13 protein-coding genes are annotated in these 14,550 nt (G+C 72.3%); 7 read left to right on the top strand and 6 right to left on the bottom strand.

Features of this window, described 5'->3' with window-relative positions; translation table 11 throughout:
- Positions 1-42: 42 nt before the first annotated feature.
- The gene (locus tag ACFOYX_RS15765; protein WP_322441158.1) at positions 43-705 is read right to left on the bottom strand and encodes an HAD-IA family hydrolase; all 663 of its coding nucleotides are present in this window, start codon (positions 703-705) and stop codon (positions 43-45) included.
- A gap of 123 nt (positions 706-828) precedes the next feature.
- On the opposite strand from ACFOYX_RS15765, the gene ACFOYX_RS15760 reads away from it, so the two are divergent.
- The 3 genes from ACFOYX_RS15760 to ACFOYX_RS15750 all read left to right on the top strand — a co-directional run bounded on the left by ACFOYX_RS15760 (position 829) and on the right by ACFOYX_RS15750 (position 5,110).
- The gene (locus tag ACFOYX_RS15760; RefSeq protein WP_322441157.1) at positions 829-1,974 is read left to right on the top strand and encodes an ROK family protein; all 1,146 of its coding nucleotides are present in this window, start codon (positions 829-831) and stop codon (positions 1,972-1,974) included.
- A 246-nt stretch (positions 1,975-2,220) separates the two neighbouring features.
- On the top strand, positions 2,221-3,768 hold the full coding sequence (locus ACFOYX_RS15755; RefSeq protein ID WP_377534070.1) for a ricin-type beta-trefoil lectin domain protein: 1,548 nt from the start codon (positions 2,221-2,223) through the stop codon (positions 3,766-3,768).
- A gap of 160 nt (positions 3,769-3,928) precedes the next feature.
- Positions 3,929-5,110, top strand: coding sequence for a family 16 glycosylhydrolase (locus tag ACFOYX_RS15750; RefSeq protein ID WP_322441244.1), 1,182 nt, complete (start codon positions 3,929-3,931; stop codon positions 5,108-5,110).
- A 193-nt stretch (positions 5,111-5,303) separates the two neighbouring features.
- On the opposite strand, the gene ACFOYX_RS15745 is transcribed toward ACFOYX_RS15750, so the two are convergent.
- Positions 5,304-5,678 carry a VOC family protein gene (locus tag ACFOYX_RS15745; RefSeq protein WP_109800247.1) on the bottom strand — a complete coding sequence of 125 codons (375 nt, stop codon included), beginning with the start codon at positions 5,676-5,678 and terminating at the stop codon, positions 5,304-5,306.
- Positions 5,679-5,927: 249 nt separating this feature from the next.
- Between ACFOYX_RS15745 and ACFOYX_RS15740 the strand changes: the two genes are divergently transcribed.
- Positions 5,928-7,505, top strand: coding sequence for a beta-1,3-glucanase family protein (locus ACFOYX_RS15740; RefSeq protein WP_238455004.1), 1,578 nt, complete (start codon positions 5,928-5,930; stop codon positions 7,503-7,505).
- Between the two features lie 72 nt (positions 7,506-7,577).
- Here ACFOYX_RS15740 and ACFOYX_RS15735 read toward each other — a convergent pair whose 3' ends face one another.
- Positions 7,578-7,745, bottom strand: a complete 168-nt coding sequence (locus tag ACFOYX_RS15735) for a hypothetical protein (RefSeq protein WP_322441156.1) — start codon at positions 7,743-7,745, stop codon at positions 7,578-7,580.
- A gap of 193 nt (positions 7,746-7,938) precedes the next feature.
- Here ACFOYX_RS15735 and ACFOYX_RS15730 point away from each other — a divergent pair, with 193 nt between their 5' ends.
- Both ACFOYX_RS15730 and ACFOYX_RS15725 read left to right on the top strand, forming a co-directional pair.
- On the top strand, positions 7,939-8,688 hold the full coding sequence (locus ACFOYX_RS15730; RefSeq protein WP_322441155.1) for a hypothetical protein: 750 nt from the start codon (positions 7,939-7,941) through the stop codon (positions 8,686-8,688).
- Positions 8,689-8,874: 186 nt separating this feature from the next.
- Positions 8,875-9,672 (top strand): endonuclease/exonuclease/phosphatase family protein, encoded by a 798-nt coding sequence (locus ACFOYX_RS15725; protein WP_322441154.1) that lies wholly within the window; start codon positions 8,875-8,877, stop codon positions 9,670-9,672.
- Between the two features lie 36 nt (positions 9,673-9,708).
- On the opposite strand, the gene ACFOYX_RS15720 is transcribed toward ACFOYX_RS15725, so the two are convergent.
- The 3 genes from ACFOYX_RS15720 to ACFOYX_RS15710 are packed head-to-tail and all read right to left on the bottom strand — an operon-like array spanning position 9,709 to position 13,096.
- On the bottom strand, positions 9,709-11,907 hold the full coding sequence (locus tag ACFOYX_RS15720; RefSeq protein WP_322441153.1) for an FtsX-like permease family protein: 2,199 nt from the start codon (positions 11,905-11,907) through the stop codon (positions 9,709-9,711).
- Positions 11,904-12,575 (bottom strand): ABC transporter ATP-binding protein, encoded by a 672-nt coding sequence (locus tag ACFOYX_RS15715; RefSeq protein ID WP_322441152.1) that lies wholly within the window; start codon positions 12,573-12,575, stop codon positions 11,904-11,906. Before ACFOYX_RS15715 ends, ACFOYX_RS15720 begins: the two co-directional genes overlap by 4 nt.
- Positions 12,572-13,096 (bottom strand): PadR family transcriptional regulator, encoded by a 525-nt coding sequence (locus tag ACFOYX_RS15710; protein WP_109805654.1) that lies wholly within the window; start codon positions 13,094-13,096, stop codon positions 12,572-12,574. The genes ACFOYX_RS15715 and ACFOYX_RS15710 overlap by 4 nt, the downstream gene beginning before the upstream one ends.
- Positions 13,097-13,220: 124 nt before the next feature.
- Here ACFOYX_RS15710 and ACFOYX_RS15705 point away from each other — a divergent pair, with 124 nt between their 5' ends.
- Positions 13,221-14,429, top strand: a complete 1,209-nt coding sequence (locus ACFOYX_RS15705; RefSeq protein WP_322441151.1) for a D-alanyl-D-alanine carboxypeptidase — start codon at positions 13,221-13,223, stop codon at positions 14,427-14,429.
- The last annotated feature ends 121 nt before the right edge of the window (positions 14,430-14,550 follow it).

Raw genomic sequence — 14,550 nt, 5'->3', positions numbered from 1 at the left:
CCGGAGGCACATCGGGTCGGTCGGCGGGTCCCGCCGCCACGGTCAGCGGCGCGACCGGGTCAGCAGGTGCGCCAACTGCGCCAGATCCGCCACCCGCAGGTCCGCGTCGACACCCTTCAGGGCGGCCGTCAGGGCGCCCGCCGCGCGCCCGGCCTGGACTCCGACCGCGGCGTCCTCGACGACCAGGCAGAGCTCGGGGGGCACGTCGAGCAGCAGGGCGGCGCGCAGGTAGCCCTGCGGGTCCGGCTTGCCGACGCTGACGTCGTCGACCGTGACCAGCACGGGCGCGTCGATGCCGGCGGCGGCCAGCCGCGCCTTGGCCAGGCGGGTGTCCGCGCTGGTCACCACCGCCCACGGCAGCCGGAACCGGGCCAGCGTCGCCAGCAGTTCGAGTGCGCCCCGCGTGGCGGTGACGTCGGACAGGTCGTCGTACTGGAGCTCCAACTGCCGTGCCGCGGACGCCGCCACCGCCGCGTCGTCGAGGTGGGGCAGCAACCGGCGGACGGTACGGTCGGCCGGGCTGCCGTGCGCGATCGCCAAGGCCGACTCCAAGTCGACGTCGTACTCGTCGGCCCACACCCGCCACGCCCGCTCCACCGCGGCGTCGGAGTCGACCAGGGTGCCGTCCATGTCCAGCAGCACGGCATCCACCGCCGACAGGTCCCCGACAACCGCCCCGGCGCCGTCCATGTCCAGCAGCCCCACAACAGCCTCCCCTAATATGCTCGCCATACGAGGATAAGGCGGTGTACTCCTTCCATGGCAAGCCCATCCCGACAACGCGCCGATGCGGCCCGTTACCACACCGCGTCACAGGTGCTGGCCGTGATGTCGCGCCGACCCGGGATCACCCGAGCGGCGATGGCCCGTGAGCTGCACCTGACCAGCGGGTTCGCCACCGAGATCACGGCCCGGATGCGGGAGCTGCGGCTGCTCACCGAGGCCGCGGCCCCCGTTCGCGGGCGCGGCCGGCCCACCACCGTGCTGCAGCCGCATCCCGAAGGCCCGGTGGTCCTCGCCGCCGAGCTGCGCCAGGAGGACTGGCAGCACGCCGTCGTGACCGTCGACGGGCAGCCGCACGACGTGCGCCGCCAGGCGCATCGCAGCCGCAGGCCCGCGACCGTGCTGGCGGCGGTGCGTCAGACCGTCGCCCAGGCCCGTAGCCGATACGGCGACCGGCTCCGAGCCGTCTCCCTCGCGGTCGCCGGCACCGTCCACGACCGGCGCCTCGTGCAGGCCGCAACGCTCGGTTGGGGAGCGGTGGATCTCCGTACGATCACCATCGACCCATCGCTACCGCTGCTGGTCGGCAACGATGCCACCCTCGCCGGCGTCGCCGAAGCCCGCACCGGCGCGGCCACCACCGCCGGCACCGCCCTCCACCTCATCGTCGAGGTCGGCATCGGCGGCACCCTGACCATCGACGGGACCCCGGTCACCGGCGCCCACGGCTCCGCCGGCGAATACGGACACCTGCCCCTCGGCGACCGCCGCCGGCACTGCCCCTGTGGGGCCCGCGGCTGCTGGGACCTCGACGTCGACGGCCGTGCCCTCGCCCGCCATCTCGGCGAACCGGCCCCGGCCGATCCCCGCACCTACGCCCGCCAGATCCTCGACCGTGCCGCTGACGACGCCCGCGCGCGGCAGGCCGTCACCGCCGTCGCGCAAGCCCTCGCCACCGGCATCGCCGGCTTGACCAACATGCACGACCCCCACCTCGTCACCCTCGGCGGACTCGGTCCCGCCATCCGGCACACCGCGCCGGCCGCGTTCGAAGGCGCCTACACCGACGGCCTCATGGCCTTCCACCGCGCCCAGCCCCCACCCGTCGTCGACGGCGCGCACGGCGACGACGGGCCACTGCGCGGCGCCGCGATCATCGGCCTCGACCACATCACCAGCGAACCCGCCCTCGCCGACTGGGCCCTCGTGCGTCGCTCACCTTCCCGTCGGGCTGGGTATCCGCCCGCCTGAGTGTGCCGGGATCGCCCCCGCCCGTCGGGCAGGCGACCTCGTCGCGGCTGCCCCGTGGCCCGCGAGGTAACGCCCGGTCATCGTCCGACCACTCTGGACAGTTCGTTGCGGCGAGCAATCCGCAATCTACTGGCAACAGTGTTGACAAATACCGTACACATCGATGAACATCTGTCGGAGAGCGCTCTCAGCTTTCAGGCCCCGGTCCACCTTTCGGTCGCACCTCGTACCCCCCGGAGGACGTCCATGTCTCGAACCCTGCGCGCGCTCGGCGCCGCCACCGCGGCCCTGGCGCTGGTGAGCCTCTCCCCGCCGGCGGCCCGGGCCGACGCCGGTCGCCCCGCCGCTCCGCCGGCCGCCGAGGCGGCGGCGGCCGGCATCGCCCCGGCGATGGCCGAGGCGATGCGCCGCGACCTCGGCCTGACCGACGCGCAGCTCGGCACCCGCCTGCGCGTCGAGGCCGCCGCCCCGACCGTCGAGAAGCGCCTCCGCGCCCGGCTCGGTGGAGCCTTCGCCGGGGCGTGGATCCCGCCCGGCGGTCGGCGCCTGACCGTGGCCGTCACCGATCCGGCGCTCGCCCCGGCCGTCCGGGCCGAGGGCGCTGATCCAAAGGTCGTGGCCCGCGACGAGCGCACCCTCGACGCGGCCAAGCGGTCCCTGGACCGCAGCCGGGCGAAGGCGGACCCGCGCAGCGTCTACGGCTGGTACGTCGACGTGGCACGCAACGCGGTCGTGGTGACGGCCCGGCCCGGCGCCACCGCGGAGGCGCGCTCCTTCGCCCATGCCAGCGGGCTCGCCGCGAGTGCGGTGACCGTCGCCGAGTCCGCCGAAGCGCCCCGCCTGAAGTACGACATCCGCGGCGGTGACCAGTACGTCATCAACGGCAACACCCTCTGCTCGGTCGGCTTCGCCGTCGCCGGCGGCTTCGTCACCGCCGGCCACTGTGGCCGGCCCGGCAGCCCGACCCTCGGCTTCAACAACGTCGCGCAGGGCACGTTCGCCGGCTCGTCGTTCCCCGGCGACGACTACGCGTGGGTCCGCACCAACGGCGACTGGACGCCGCGGCCCTGGGTCAACAACTACTCGGGCGGCAACGTGGCGGTGGCCGGCTCCCAGGACGCGGCAATCGGCAGCTCGGTCTGCCGCTCCGGCCGCACCACCGGATGGCGCTGCGGGACCATCCTCGGCCGCAACGAGACGGTCAACTACGCGCAGGGCGCGGTGTACGGCCTCAGTCGCAGCAACGCGTGCGCGGAGGGCGGCGACTCGGGTGGTTCCTGGATCTCCGGCAACCAGGCCCAGGGCGTCACCTCCGGCGGCTCCGGCAACTGCTCCACCGGCGGCACCACCTGGTTCCAGCCGGTCAACGAGATCCTCGCCGCCTACGGCCTGTCGCTGACCACCAGCGGCGGCGGTGACCGGTTGATCAGCAATTGGAACAACCGGTGCATCGACGTGCCGTACTCCAACTTCTCCGACGGCATTCCGCTGCAGACGTGGACCTGCAACGGCACCGCCGCGCAGGCCTGGACCTTCACCGGCGGAACGCTGCGCAGCCAGAACAACATGTGCATGGACGTGGCCTGGGGCTCCACCGCCAACGGCGCCACCATCCAGATCGCCACCTGCAGCGGAAACCCGGCCCAGCAGTTCGTCCTCTCCGCCGCCGGCGACCTGGTCAACCCGCAGGCCAACAAGTGCGTCGACATCAAGGACTGGAACAACTCCGACGGCGCCCGCCTGCAGCTGTGGGACTGCGCCGGCACCGCCAACCAGAAGTGGCGCCGCGGCTGATCGCACCATCCCCTTTCCCGCCGCGCCCGCCGATCGTCAGCATCCGTCGTCCCGTACCCACCCCAAGGAGAACCCCGTGTTTCGAGCTCGCCCCCGCCCACGGTCACGAATCCTCGCCCGCGCCGTGACCCTCGCCCTCCTCGCCGCCTCGGCCGCCGTCATGCCGCCGCACGCCCACCCGGCGCAGGCGGCCATCGGCGGGATCACCTGGCAGGACGAGTTCAACGCACCGGCCGGCACGCCCGTCGACCAGAGCAGGTGGCGGTTCGACATCGGCGGTGGCGGCTGGGGCAACAACGAGCAGCAGTACTACACCAACAGCACCAGCAACGCGGTGCACGACGGCCAGGGCAACCTGGTCATCACCGCCCGCAAGGAGAACCCGGCCAACTACCAGTGCCACTACGGCCGCTGCCAGTACACCTCCGCCCGGCTGCTCACGGCCGCCACCTTCACCCAGGCGTACGGCCGGTTCGAGGCCCGGATCAAGATCCCGCGGGGTCAGGGCATCTGGCCGGCGTTCTGGATGCTCGGCAACGACATCGGCAGCGTCCAGTGGCCGAACTCCGGCGAGATCGACATCATGGAGAACGTCGGCAAGGAGCCGAACACCGTCTACGGCACCGTGCACGGCCCCGGCTACTCCGGCTCGGGCGGCATCAGCGGCAGTCGTACCCTCGGCCAGCCCCTCGCCGACGGCTTCCACAGCTACCGGGTGGACTGGGAGCCCAACTCCATCATCTGGTACCTGGACGGCGTCGAGTACCACCGCGTCGATCCCGCCCGGCTCGGCGGCAACCGCTGGGTGTTCGACCACCCCTTCTTCCTGATCCTGAACGTGGCCGTCGGCGGCTACTGGCCGGGATACCCCGACGCCTCCACCCAGTTCCCCCAGCAGATGCTCGTCGACTACGTCCGGGTCTCCGGCTACACCCCGGATGACGGCAACCCGCCGTCCGGCACCACCCGGATCAAGGGAGCGCAGAGCGGCCGCTGCATCGACATCCCCGGAGCCAACCCGGTCGACGGCGCGAAGCTGCAGATCTGGGACTGCAACACCACCGCCGCGCAGGCCTGGACGTTCGCCTCCGATGGCACGGTGCGCGCCATGGGCAAGTGCATGGACCCCGCCTGGGCCGGCACCGCCAACGGCACCGAGGTCAACCTCGTCAGCTGCAACGGCAACCCGGCACAGCGCTTCACCCTCACCGGCTCCGGCGACCTGGTCAACCCCAGTTCCAACCGATGCGTGGACGTGCGGGACTGGAACCCGAACAACGGCGGCAAGCTCCAGCTGTGGGACTGCACCGGCGGGGCAAACCAGAAGTGGTCCCGCGCCTGAGGCGCAACCATCGCTCCGGCGCCCCGGGCCGCTGAGGGGCGGCGCGCAACCGCAGGCAGCGTCCGTGACGGGGCGGACCGAGTCGTGCGGGCCGGCGGCGGATGCCGCCGGCCCGCCGGCAAGGAGCCGGGCTGACCGGGCAGCCGCACCCTGCGGCGACCGGGAGTGGACCTCGTCGGGCGCCGCGCCCCGGTCAGATGAACAGGCAGAACGGGTGGCCGGCCGGGTCGAGGTGCACCCGCACGTCGTCCTGCGGCTGGAAGTCCGCCACGGTGGCGCCGGCGGCCACCGCGTGGGCCGACGCCGCTTCCAGGTCGTCGACCTCGATGTCGAGGTGGGCCATCATCTGCGGCTCCTGCGGACCCGCCGGCCACACCGGCCGCACGTACGCCGGCTCGGTCTGGAAGGACAGGCCCGCACCGCCGTCCGGCGGGCGCAGCGTGACCCAGTCCGGCTCGTCGTGGTGTCGCGCCCACCCGAGCAGGCGTTCGTAGAACCCGGCGAGCTGCTGGGCGTCGGGCGAGTCCAGCACGGTGGCGGCGACGGTCAGCCGCGGTCGATCGGCCATACCACCGTTCGTACCCGCATCCTCCCCTCCGACGGGTATTGACATAAAACATAGACCAAGTTGAAGGTATGAGAGAGCGCTCTCTCCGGTCGGAGAGGCAACCGCACTCCGACCGCTCCCGCCACCGCGTCCCGCACCAACACCACCACCGTCGGCCGCGAGGGCACCCGTCCTACCCCGAAGGAGCACCCCTTGAGCAGCAGACGCTCGCTGGGCAGAAGAGTGGCCGCAGCCTTCTGCGGACTGGCGATGCTCGTCCTGGCCGTCCCCGTGGCCCTTGCCGCGACCCAGGACTCCGCAGACGCCATCGGCCCCGACCTGCTACCCGTCACGGTCACCAACAACTCCGGCCGCGGCGAGGCGGTCTACCTCTACATCCTCGGCACCGACATCCGCCCCGGCGGCGGCCTCGGCTACGTCAACGCCGCCGGCGCGTTCACCCGCTGGCCGGCCGGGGGCAATCCGCCGACGCCCGCGCCCGACGTCGCGATCGCCGGCCCGGGCAACGGCGGCAGTGTCACCGTCCGCTTCCCGCGTTTCCTCTCCGGACGCATGTATTTCTCGTTCGGCCAGAAGCTCGACCTGCGGCTCACCCCCGACGGCCTGGTGCAGCCCGCGCCGTGGGCCGGCGGCGACCCGAACCGGAACATCCTGTTCGACTGGTCGGAGTTCACCTACAACGACGCGGGCCTGTGGCTGAACAGCTCGCAGGTGGACCAGTTCGCGGTCCCACATGCCGTCTCCGTCACGCACAGCAACGGCAGCACGACCAAGACCGGCGAGCTGCTCAACGACGGCCGGAACACCGTCATCAACGCGGTCAAGGCCCAGCCGGCGTTCGCCCGGTCGGTCGTCACCCGCGCCGACGGGACCGTGCTGCGGGTCCTCGCCCCCGGCAAGGCGATGGACGCCGGGCTGATGGACCCCGGCTACCTGGACTCGTACATCACCTCGGCGTGGAACGCGTACACGAGCCGTACCCTCACCGTCGTGCCGCGCGTTGCCGAGCCGAACCGCAGGTTCTTCGGCCGCACCGTGGGCACCAACATGGTCTTCACCGACTCGACCGGCGCGCAGGTCGCCACCGTCGCCAAGCCCACGACCAGCAACGTGTGGGGCTGCGACGGCGTCTTCAACGCACCGAACACGCCGCCGTTCATCGAGCCGGAGATCAAGCGCACCCTGTGCACGGCGCTGAACCGCGGCACCCTCGGCACGTTCGACGTCGAGCCCAACCTCGACGCCAACACCTTCTACAAGAACAGCGCCCCCAACCATTACTCGCGCATCATCCACGCCAACATGGCCGACGGAAAGGCGTACGGCTTCGCCTACGACGACGTCGGCGGCTTCGAGTCCCTCGTGCACAGCGGCGACCCCCGGTCGGCCGCCATCACCCTGACCCCCTTCGGCCCGGGTGGCCCCACCGGGCCGCCGCCGGCGACCGGCAGCATGATCGTCAGCAACTGGCACAACAAATGCATCGACGTGCCGAACTGGAACTTCAACGACGGTCAGCGGCTCATCGTGTGGGACTGCCACGGGGGCACCAACCAACGCTGGGACTTCGTCAACGGGACCCTGCGTACGCAGAACAACAAGTGCATGGACGTGGCCTGGGGCTCCACCGCGAACGGCGCGGCAATCCAGATCGTCACCTGCTCCGGCAACCCGGCGCAGCAGTTCGTGCTGACCGCGGCCGGCGACCTGGTCAATCCACAGGCGAACAAGTGCGTGGACATCGCCGACTGGAACCCGAACAACGACGCGGTGCTGCAGCTGTGGGAGTGCACCGGCGGCGCCAACCAGAAATGGCACCGCGGCTAGCCGCACCGCGGTCAGGGGCCGTCTCGCGCCTTCCGGGACGGCCCCTCCGACGCCCTTCCCTTGAACTTTCGGTCAGGACGCCCAGCTCGTCCTGGGCAGCGACCCGGCCAACTCGCACACCTGGATCCGCCCCCGGCCGAGCGCCGTGGCCGCGGCCACGGGCGGCGGCGCCGGCGCCACCGAGACGATCACCTTCACCCCTGTCCGGAGCGCCTGGTACGGCATCGTGGTGATCAACAAGACGGGCTCCGGTAACTACACCCTCACCCGGTCCTGACCGTCGGGAAGAAACCGGGACGACCGGTCCGGGGGCGCCGACCACGGCGCTCCCGGACCACCGTCCGTACCAGGCCAGGGTCCGTTCCGGCCCGGACGGAACCGGCGGCACCGTTGGGGCGTCCGACCGGCGTAACCGCTACGCAGGAGGCGACCGATGCACCGAGGCAGAGTGCTGGCCCTGCTCACCATGCCGGCCCTGCTCGCCGGAGCGGCGACGATCGCCGGTTGCGCCGGGCGGGACGAGGCGGAAGGGGAGCCGCGAACCGGTGCGGAGGCCCTGGTGCTGCGGCTGAGCGAGTTGCCCGGCCTGTTGCCACCCGGAGGCGCGGCAGCCCTACCGCCCCGCTTCTCCCTGTTCGGGGACGGCCGGCTGATCAGCGTCCCGGCCGGGTCCCCCACTGGCTGGCCGCACCTGCGCGCGGACCAGGTCCCGCCGGACGGCGTACGCGATCTGCTCCGCGACGCCGCCGCGCTGCCGGAACAGGCGGCGGCCGATGGCCCTGACGCGCCGGTCGTCCGGGTCGTCGTCGGCTCGACCCGAGGGCGGCGCACCGTCACCCTCCCCCGGACCGACCCGGCGGCCGCGCGGCTCCGGGCGGCGCTTGCCGGGTACGTCGCCGGCCCGACGGTGCCGTACCAGCCGACGGCCGTCGCGATCGTCGCCACGCCGGCCGATCCCCCCGAGCCGGCCCGGCCCTGGCCGTTGCCGGCGCTGACCGGCGAACCCCTGCGGGGCACGGCCTCCGGCTCCACCTGCCTCGTGCTGCGCGGCGCCGACCTCGAACGGGTCCACCGGGAGGCGGCCACCGCCGGTGCCGGCACGCGCTGGAGCAGCGCCGGTCGGGTGTGGCAGGTGGCTCCACGCCCGCTGCTGCCCGACGAGACCGGCTGCGCGGACCTGTAGTGGCCAGCAAGGCACTCGCCATTCCGGCGAACAGTCGGACACGTTCGATCGAGGACGTCGCTGTGCGGGCGGTCACCCCACCACCCGGCGGAACGCGGCGTGGACGGCACGATGCCTGCAAGGCTGTGCAGGCGGTCGGAACTGACCGCCGTGGACTGATCGGGTTGGGAGGGAGGGGAACGGCTGATGCGGGTCCTGACGTGGAACCTGTGGGGCCGTTACGGGCCGTGGCAGCGCCGTCGGGAGGCGATCGCGGCGACGCTGACCGAGGTGGGCCCGGACGTGTGCGGGCTGCAGGAGGTGTGGGGCACCCACGGGCAGAACCTGGCCGCCGACCTCGCCGAGCGGCTGGGCATGCACTGGTGCTGGGCGATCGCGGGCCAGACGAGCGCCGGGCACGACGACGACCTGTTCATCGGCAACGCGATACTCAGCCGTTGGCCCATCGCCGGGCACACCGAGGTACCCCTGCCCACCGGCGATCCCGGCGAGGGCAGGGTGGCCCTCCACGGGCGGATCGACACGCCGCACGGTGCCCTGCCGATGTTCACCACCCATCTGACCTACCGGCCCGGCGGCTCACAGGTGCGCCTGCCCCAGGTCCGGCGGCTGGCCACGTTGGTCGCCGAGGAGGCGGCGAACTGCGCCTACCCGCCGGTGGTCACCGGCGATCTCAACGCGGAGCCCGACTCCGACGAACTGCGACTGCTCGGCGGGTTGCTCACCGCTCCCGCGGTCCCGGGGCTGGTGCTCGTCGACGCCTGGCGCTACGCCGACCCGGCCGACCCCGGCTTCACCTGGGACCGCCGCAACGGCTACCAGGCCGACACGGTGCTCCCCGACTCACGTATCGACTACGTCCTGGTCGGCCTGCCCCGGGATGGGCGCGGGCGGGTGCGGTCCGCCCGCCTTGCCGGCACCACCCCCGTCGACGAGGTGTGGCCGTCGGATCACTTCGCCGTCGTCACCGACCTTCAGTCGTAGCAGTTCCGAGGCCGCGCAGGTCCGCTGCGGATTGCCTCACTCGTTGCGGGCCGTCTCCGGACCGGTGATCCGCCGCAGCAGCGGCAGCGTCGAGGCGACGATGCCCAGCGACACCGCGAGCCCGCCGCCGACCATGAGGTAGAACGACAGGTCCGGCGCTCGCAGCGGGTAGCCGAGCTGCGCCCGCAGGAACAGATGCGCGGCCAGGAATCCCAGCCCGGTCGCCACCGTCGCGACGAGCAGCAGGGGCACGACGGTTTCCAGCGCGACCACCCGACGCAGGGTGCGTAGCTGCACCCCGGTGAGCCGCAGCATGCTGAACGGTCGCTTCCGGTCGCTCAGCCCGCCGGCCACGCTCACCGCCAGGCTGCAGCCGGCGATCGGCAGGCTGGCCAGCATGATCACGTTGGCCAGTTGCTGGAACTGCCTCAGCTGCCGCGCGGAGTTCGCCTCCCACTCGCCGACGCTGATCGGAAAGCGACCCAGTGGGAACGCGTCGACCAGCAAGGTGCGGGCCCGCTCGAACGCGGAGCGGCTGGTGGTGTCGACGACCACCGACAGGATCGGTTGCCGGTCGACCTCCGCGGGGGCGATGCCGGCGGCGTCCCAGACGTACGTGTCACTGGTCAGGTCGAACGCCCGCATGCCGATGAGGTCGCTCGCCACCTGCGCGACCCGCGCGCCGGCGGGGCAGCTGCCGAAGACCGCCAGGCGGTCCAGCTCGGCGCAGGTGACCAGGCCCTGCCATCCGTCCGGGTCCGGATTGCGGTGCACCACGGTGACACTGCGCACCCCGGGGATCGCGGTGAGCCCGGCCGGAATCTGGTCCACGGTCGGTGCCGGACCCTCCTCGGGCCAGAACGACTTCGCCAGTGAGGTGGCGGCCACCGAGTCGGTGCGCGGTTCGCCGCGGTTGGCCACGTACGTGGTGATGGTGCCCGTCGCCACGCTGGTGATGAAGAGCGCCACGATCAGGCCGCTCACGGTCCGGAACCCCGCCTTCGGGTTGTCCGACAGCCGCCGCCCGGCGATGAGCGCGGCGGGGCGGCTGGCCCGCCCCGCCAGCGCCCGGGCGCCGACCATCGTCAGCCACGGCCCCGCCAGCACCAGGCCGGTCAGGACCAGCAAGAACCCGGACAGGTACGCGGCGATCTGGCCGTTGGTCGTCCCGGGACGCCGGCCGATGAAGTACGTCAGCTCGGCGAGCCCGACGACCAGCGGGATGAGCCGCCAGGCGCGCGGCGGCTTCGGGGTGACACGCCGACTCACGCCCAGCGGCGAGATCTGCACCCGGCGCAGCGCCAGCCAGGACGCCACGACCGCGCCGAGCGGGATGCCCAGCCCGACCGACAGGACGTCGATGCCGGTGAGCGACAGGTCGGCGCTGAAGAAAGGTTCACCGGTGAACGGGATCGTGGCGAGTCCCGACCGGAGCGCGAAGAACAAGCCGAACCCGGCAGCCGTACCCGCCGCGGCGGCGACTGTCGACTCCACGGCCGAGATGACCGAGATCTGCCGGGGGGTGGCGCCGATCAGCCGCATCGCGGCGAAGCGCTGCTCCCGGCGGGTCGCGGCCAGCCGGGTCGCCGTGCCGATGAAGATGAGGACCGGGAAGAGCAGCGCGGCCGCGACGACCGACAGCACGAGTGTCATGCCGTCGTGGTTGATGCCGACGTAGCAGCCGTTGCCGCAGTCGCTCGGCGAGGTGGTCATGATCTCGGTGACCTGCCGGGCCCCCAGCTGCTCCAGGTCCGCCGGGGTGCGACCGATCACGATCAGCAACGATTCGGGGGACGGCAGCGCGGCCCGCCCGATCGTGCCGATCTCTCGGCCGGGGAAGCGGTCACCGAGCTCAGCGGCCGGGGTGTTCCGCAGCAGCTTGCCGAGCGCGGGCGAGACGTAGAACTCGCCCGGCCCGGGCAGGTGCGGGATGCCCGGCGGGACGGACGCGTCCGGGCCCAGCGCAGCGACCTCGACCCGGCCGATCGACTGGCCGTGGTAGTAGTCCTCTCGGATCAGCCACCACATCGGGTCGGCCGTCGGGTCGGCGGAGGCCGGTGCGACGGCGGTGTTGAGCCAGGCGTACCGCGCGTTCTGCGCGCCGACGGCGTTCATGCCGGCGAGCGTCGCCAGCAGCATGCCCACACCGAGCGCCACCGCGCCGGCGATGACGACGAGCCGGACGGCCCCCTCCCGGCCACCGGACAGGCACAGTCGCAGACCGAACCGGATCATGAGCGCACCAGCGCGTTCACCTTGCCGTCGCGCACGATGACCTGCCGGTCGGCGTACGCGGCGACGCGGGCCTCGTGGGTGACGAGCACGACGGTCGTGCCCTGCTCGCGGGCGCACGCGACGAGGAGGTCCATGACCTGCTCGCCGGTGAGGGAGTCGAGGGCGCCGGTCGGCTCGTCGGCGAACAGCACGCTCGGCCGGGCGACGAGGCCGCGGGCGAGCGCCACCCGTTGCGCCTGGCCGCCGGACAGCTCACCGGAACGGCGTCGCTCCAGCCCGGCCAGACCGAGCCGCTCGAACCAGGGCCGCGCCTCCTGAAACGCGGCCGTGCGGCGGACTCCGCCGAGCAGCAGCGGCAGCGCGACGTTCTCCTCCGCGGTCAGCTCGGGGACGAGCTGTCCGAACTGGAACACGAACCCGAATCGGTCCCGGCGGAGCACGCTGCGCTCCTGCTCGTTCATGGTGTCGAGGCGGCGGCCGTCGAGGCGGATCTCGCCCGCGTCGGGCACCAGGATGCCGGCCAGGCAGTGCAGCAGCGTGGACTTGCCCGACCCGCTCGGGCCCATGACGGCGACGATCTCACCCGGGTCCACCGAGAGGCTGGCACCCCGTAGCGCCGGGGTGCTGCCGAAGGACAACGCCACGTCTCGCGCCTCGATCGCCGTCATCGCCGCACCATCTTCCGGAGCGCGTCGAGCCGGGCGATCGTGGTGTCCATCCAGTGCAGGTCGGCCTCCAGATGGAACAGCCCGTGGTCGGCCAGCAGCGTGTCGACGAGGTTGCCGTCGCGCTTGATCGCGGTGAGCTCGGTCATCCGTCGCAGGTGCACGGCGCGCTGGGCGTCGAGGTAGTCCGCGGCGGGGCGGTCCAGCATCAGCGCCAGCACCACCTTGGTGAAGAGCACGGTCTGCAGGTTCGGCTCGGCCTCGACCGGCTCGGTCAGCCAGGCGTCGACCTCGGTCGCGCCGCGCTCGGTGATCAGGTAGCGCTTGCGGTCGGGGCCGACGCCCGGCTCCACCTCGCCGATCACGATCTTGCCGTCGCGAGCCAGGCGGCCCAGCGTGGCGTAGACCTGCCCGAACGGGAGCGGCTTGCCGCGGCTGAAGAAGGTGTCGTAGTCGCGCTTGAGGTCGTAGCCGTGGCTGGGCTCGCGCTCGAGCAGACCGAGGAGGGTCAACGGAACACTCATGCCGTGACCATACCCTGAGCGTATACCTCGCGTATATATCTCGAGGGTGTAAGAACCGGTTGAACCCTGCGCGCTTTCCTCAATCGGGCCACGCCGGCCTTGCGGGGGATTACCGTTCGTTAACGTGACCATCTTTCGGGTTACTGCCGTCATGCTCAGCGCCGTCCTGGCTCTGCCCGCTGCCGCGGTCGCGCCACCGACGCGGGCGGCAGCCGCGCCGCACCTGCCATGCCCGGCCGTGAAGCCGCCGGTGCCCCCGCCCGCCCCACCGTCCCCGCCGCCGGTCGACCCCGCCCAGGCGGCAGTCGGGGGGCAGGCGCTGGCGACCTCAGGCTTGGCCATTCCCGCGGACGCGCCGACGGCGCCGGCGGTGACCGCCACCTCATGGCTGGTGGCGGACCTGAACACTGGTGAGGTGCTCGGCGGGTGCGGCCCCCACGAGCACCGAACGCCGGCCAGTGTGCAGAAGCTGCTGCTGGCGGCGACCCTGATGCCCCGCCTCGATCCGACCCAGGTCGTCGAGGTGACCCGGGCGGATCTGCGCGATCTCGATCCGGCAAGTTCGCTGATGGGGGTGGTCGAGGGCGGCCGGTACTCGATCGAGAGCCTGTGGCTGGGACTCCTGCTCCGATCAGGGAACGACGCGGCCAACGTGCTGGCTCGCGTCGGCGGCGGCAACGCCGGCAGGCAGGGTGGCGTGCAGGCGATGAACGACGAAGCGCGCCGGCTGGGCGCGAACCAGACCCACGCGGCAACCCCCTCGGGCCTCGACGGCCCCGGTCAATACACCAGCGCGTACGACCTCGCGCTGATCGCGCGGGCCACCTTCGCCCGGGAAGACTTTCGGCGCTACATCGCGACCACGGTGGCGCAGATACCGGAACGGCCGGGAACGCCGGGATTCCAGATCACCCACGACAACACGCTGCTGGGCATATATCCCGGAACGCTCGGAGGGAAGACGGGCTTCACCGACCTGGCTCGGCAGACGTACGTCGGCGTGGCCGAACGCGACGGCCGGCGGCTCGCGGTGACCCTGCTCGGCGCGGAGACCGCGCCGCTGGGGAGTTTCGGAGAGGCGACAGCCCTGCTCAACTGGGGCTTCGCTCTTCCTCCCGGCGCGTCCGTCGGCCGCCTGGTCACACCGGAGGAGAAGAAGAACGAGCGTCCCGTGGTCCCCGTCAAGGGCGAGCCGGAGGGTCGGCCAGCGGAGTCGTCATCGTTCGCGTGGCCGACCGGGCTCGGCATCGGCGCTGCCCTCGTCCTGGCCGTCCTGATCCTGGCAGTTCCGTGGCGGCGCACGGGTGCGAGGCGAGGAGCCCGCCAAGGGTAGCCAGGCGTATCGATCCGCACTCGCACGACCCGGTTTCCTGTTGCCGGGGAATGACGCGCCGCTGATCCCGCCCCCGCCTGGGCAGGTGCGGGACCAACGTCGGTCGGCACAGCCGGCGGGT

Source organism: Micromonospora sp. GCM10011541 (assembly GCF_042650725.1).
In the GTDB taxonomy this organism is placed as follows: domain Bacteria; phylum Actinomycetota; class Actinomycetes; order Mycobacteriales; family Micromonosporaceae; genus Micromonospora; species Micromonospora sicca.
Note: the sequence above shows the minus strand (reverse complement) of the source record. Positions and strands in the feature narration are given on the sequence as shown.

What these genes read in the sequence shown, in the direction of transcription:
- ACFOYX_RS15715 (WP_322441152.1), bottom strand. Translation starts at nt 12,575, where the DNA reads ATGACGGCGATCGAGGCGCGAGACGTGGCGTTGTCCTTCGGCAGCACC.
- ACFOYX_RS15745 (WP_109800247.1), bottom strand. Translation starts at nt 5,678, where the DNA reads ATGGCCGATCGACCGCGGCTGACCGTCGCCGCCACCGTGCTGGACTCG.
- ACFOYX_RS15725 (WP_322441154.1), top strand. Translation starts at nt 8,875, where the DNA reads ATGCGGGTCCTGACGTGGAACCTGTGGGGCCGTTACGGGCCGTGGCAG.
- ACFOYX_RS15750 (WP_322441244.1), top strand. Translation starts at nt 3,929, where the DNA reads ATGCCGCCGCACGCCCACCCGGCGCAGGCGGCCATCGGCGGGATCACC.
- ACFOYX_RS15740 (WP_238455004.1), top strand. Translation starts at nt 5,928, where the DNA reads ATGCTCGTCCTGGCCGTCCCCGTGGCCCTTGCCGCGACCCAGGACTCC.
- ACFOYX_RS15730 (WP_322441155.1), top strand. Translation starts at nt 7,939, where the DNA reads ATGCACCGAGGCAGAGTGCTGGCCCTGCTCACCATGCCGGCCCTGCTC.
- ACFOYX_RS15720 (WP_322441153.1), bottom strand. Translation starts at nt 11,907, where the DNA reads ATGATCCGGTTCGGTCTGCGACTGTGCCTGTCCGGTGGCCGGGAGGGG.
- ACFOYX_RS15755 (WP_377534070.1), top strand. Translation starts at nt 2,221, where the DNA reads ATGTCTCGAACCCTGCGCGCGCTCGGCGCCGCCACCGCGGCCCTGGCG.
- ACFOYX_RS15760 (WP_322441157.1), top strand. Translation starts at nt 829, where the DNA reads ATGTCGCGCCGACCCGGGATCACCCGAGCGGCGATGGCCCGTGAGCTG.
- ACFOYX_RS15710 (WP_109805654.1), bottom strand. Translation starts at nt 13,096, where the DNA reads ATGAGTGTTCCGTTGACCCTCCTCGGTCTGCTCGAGCGCGAGCCCAGC.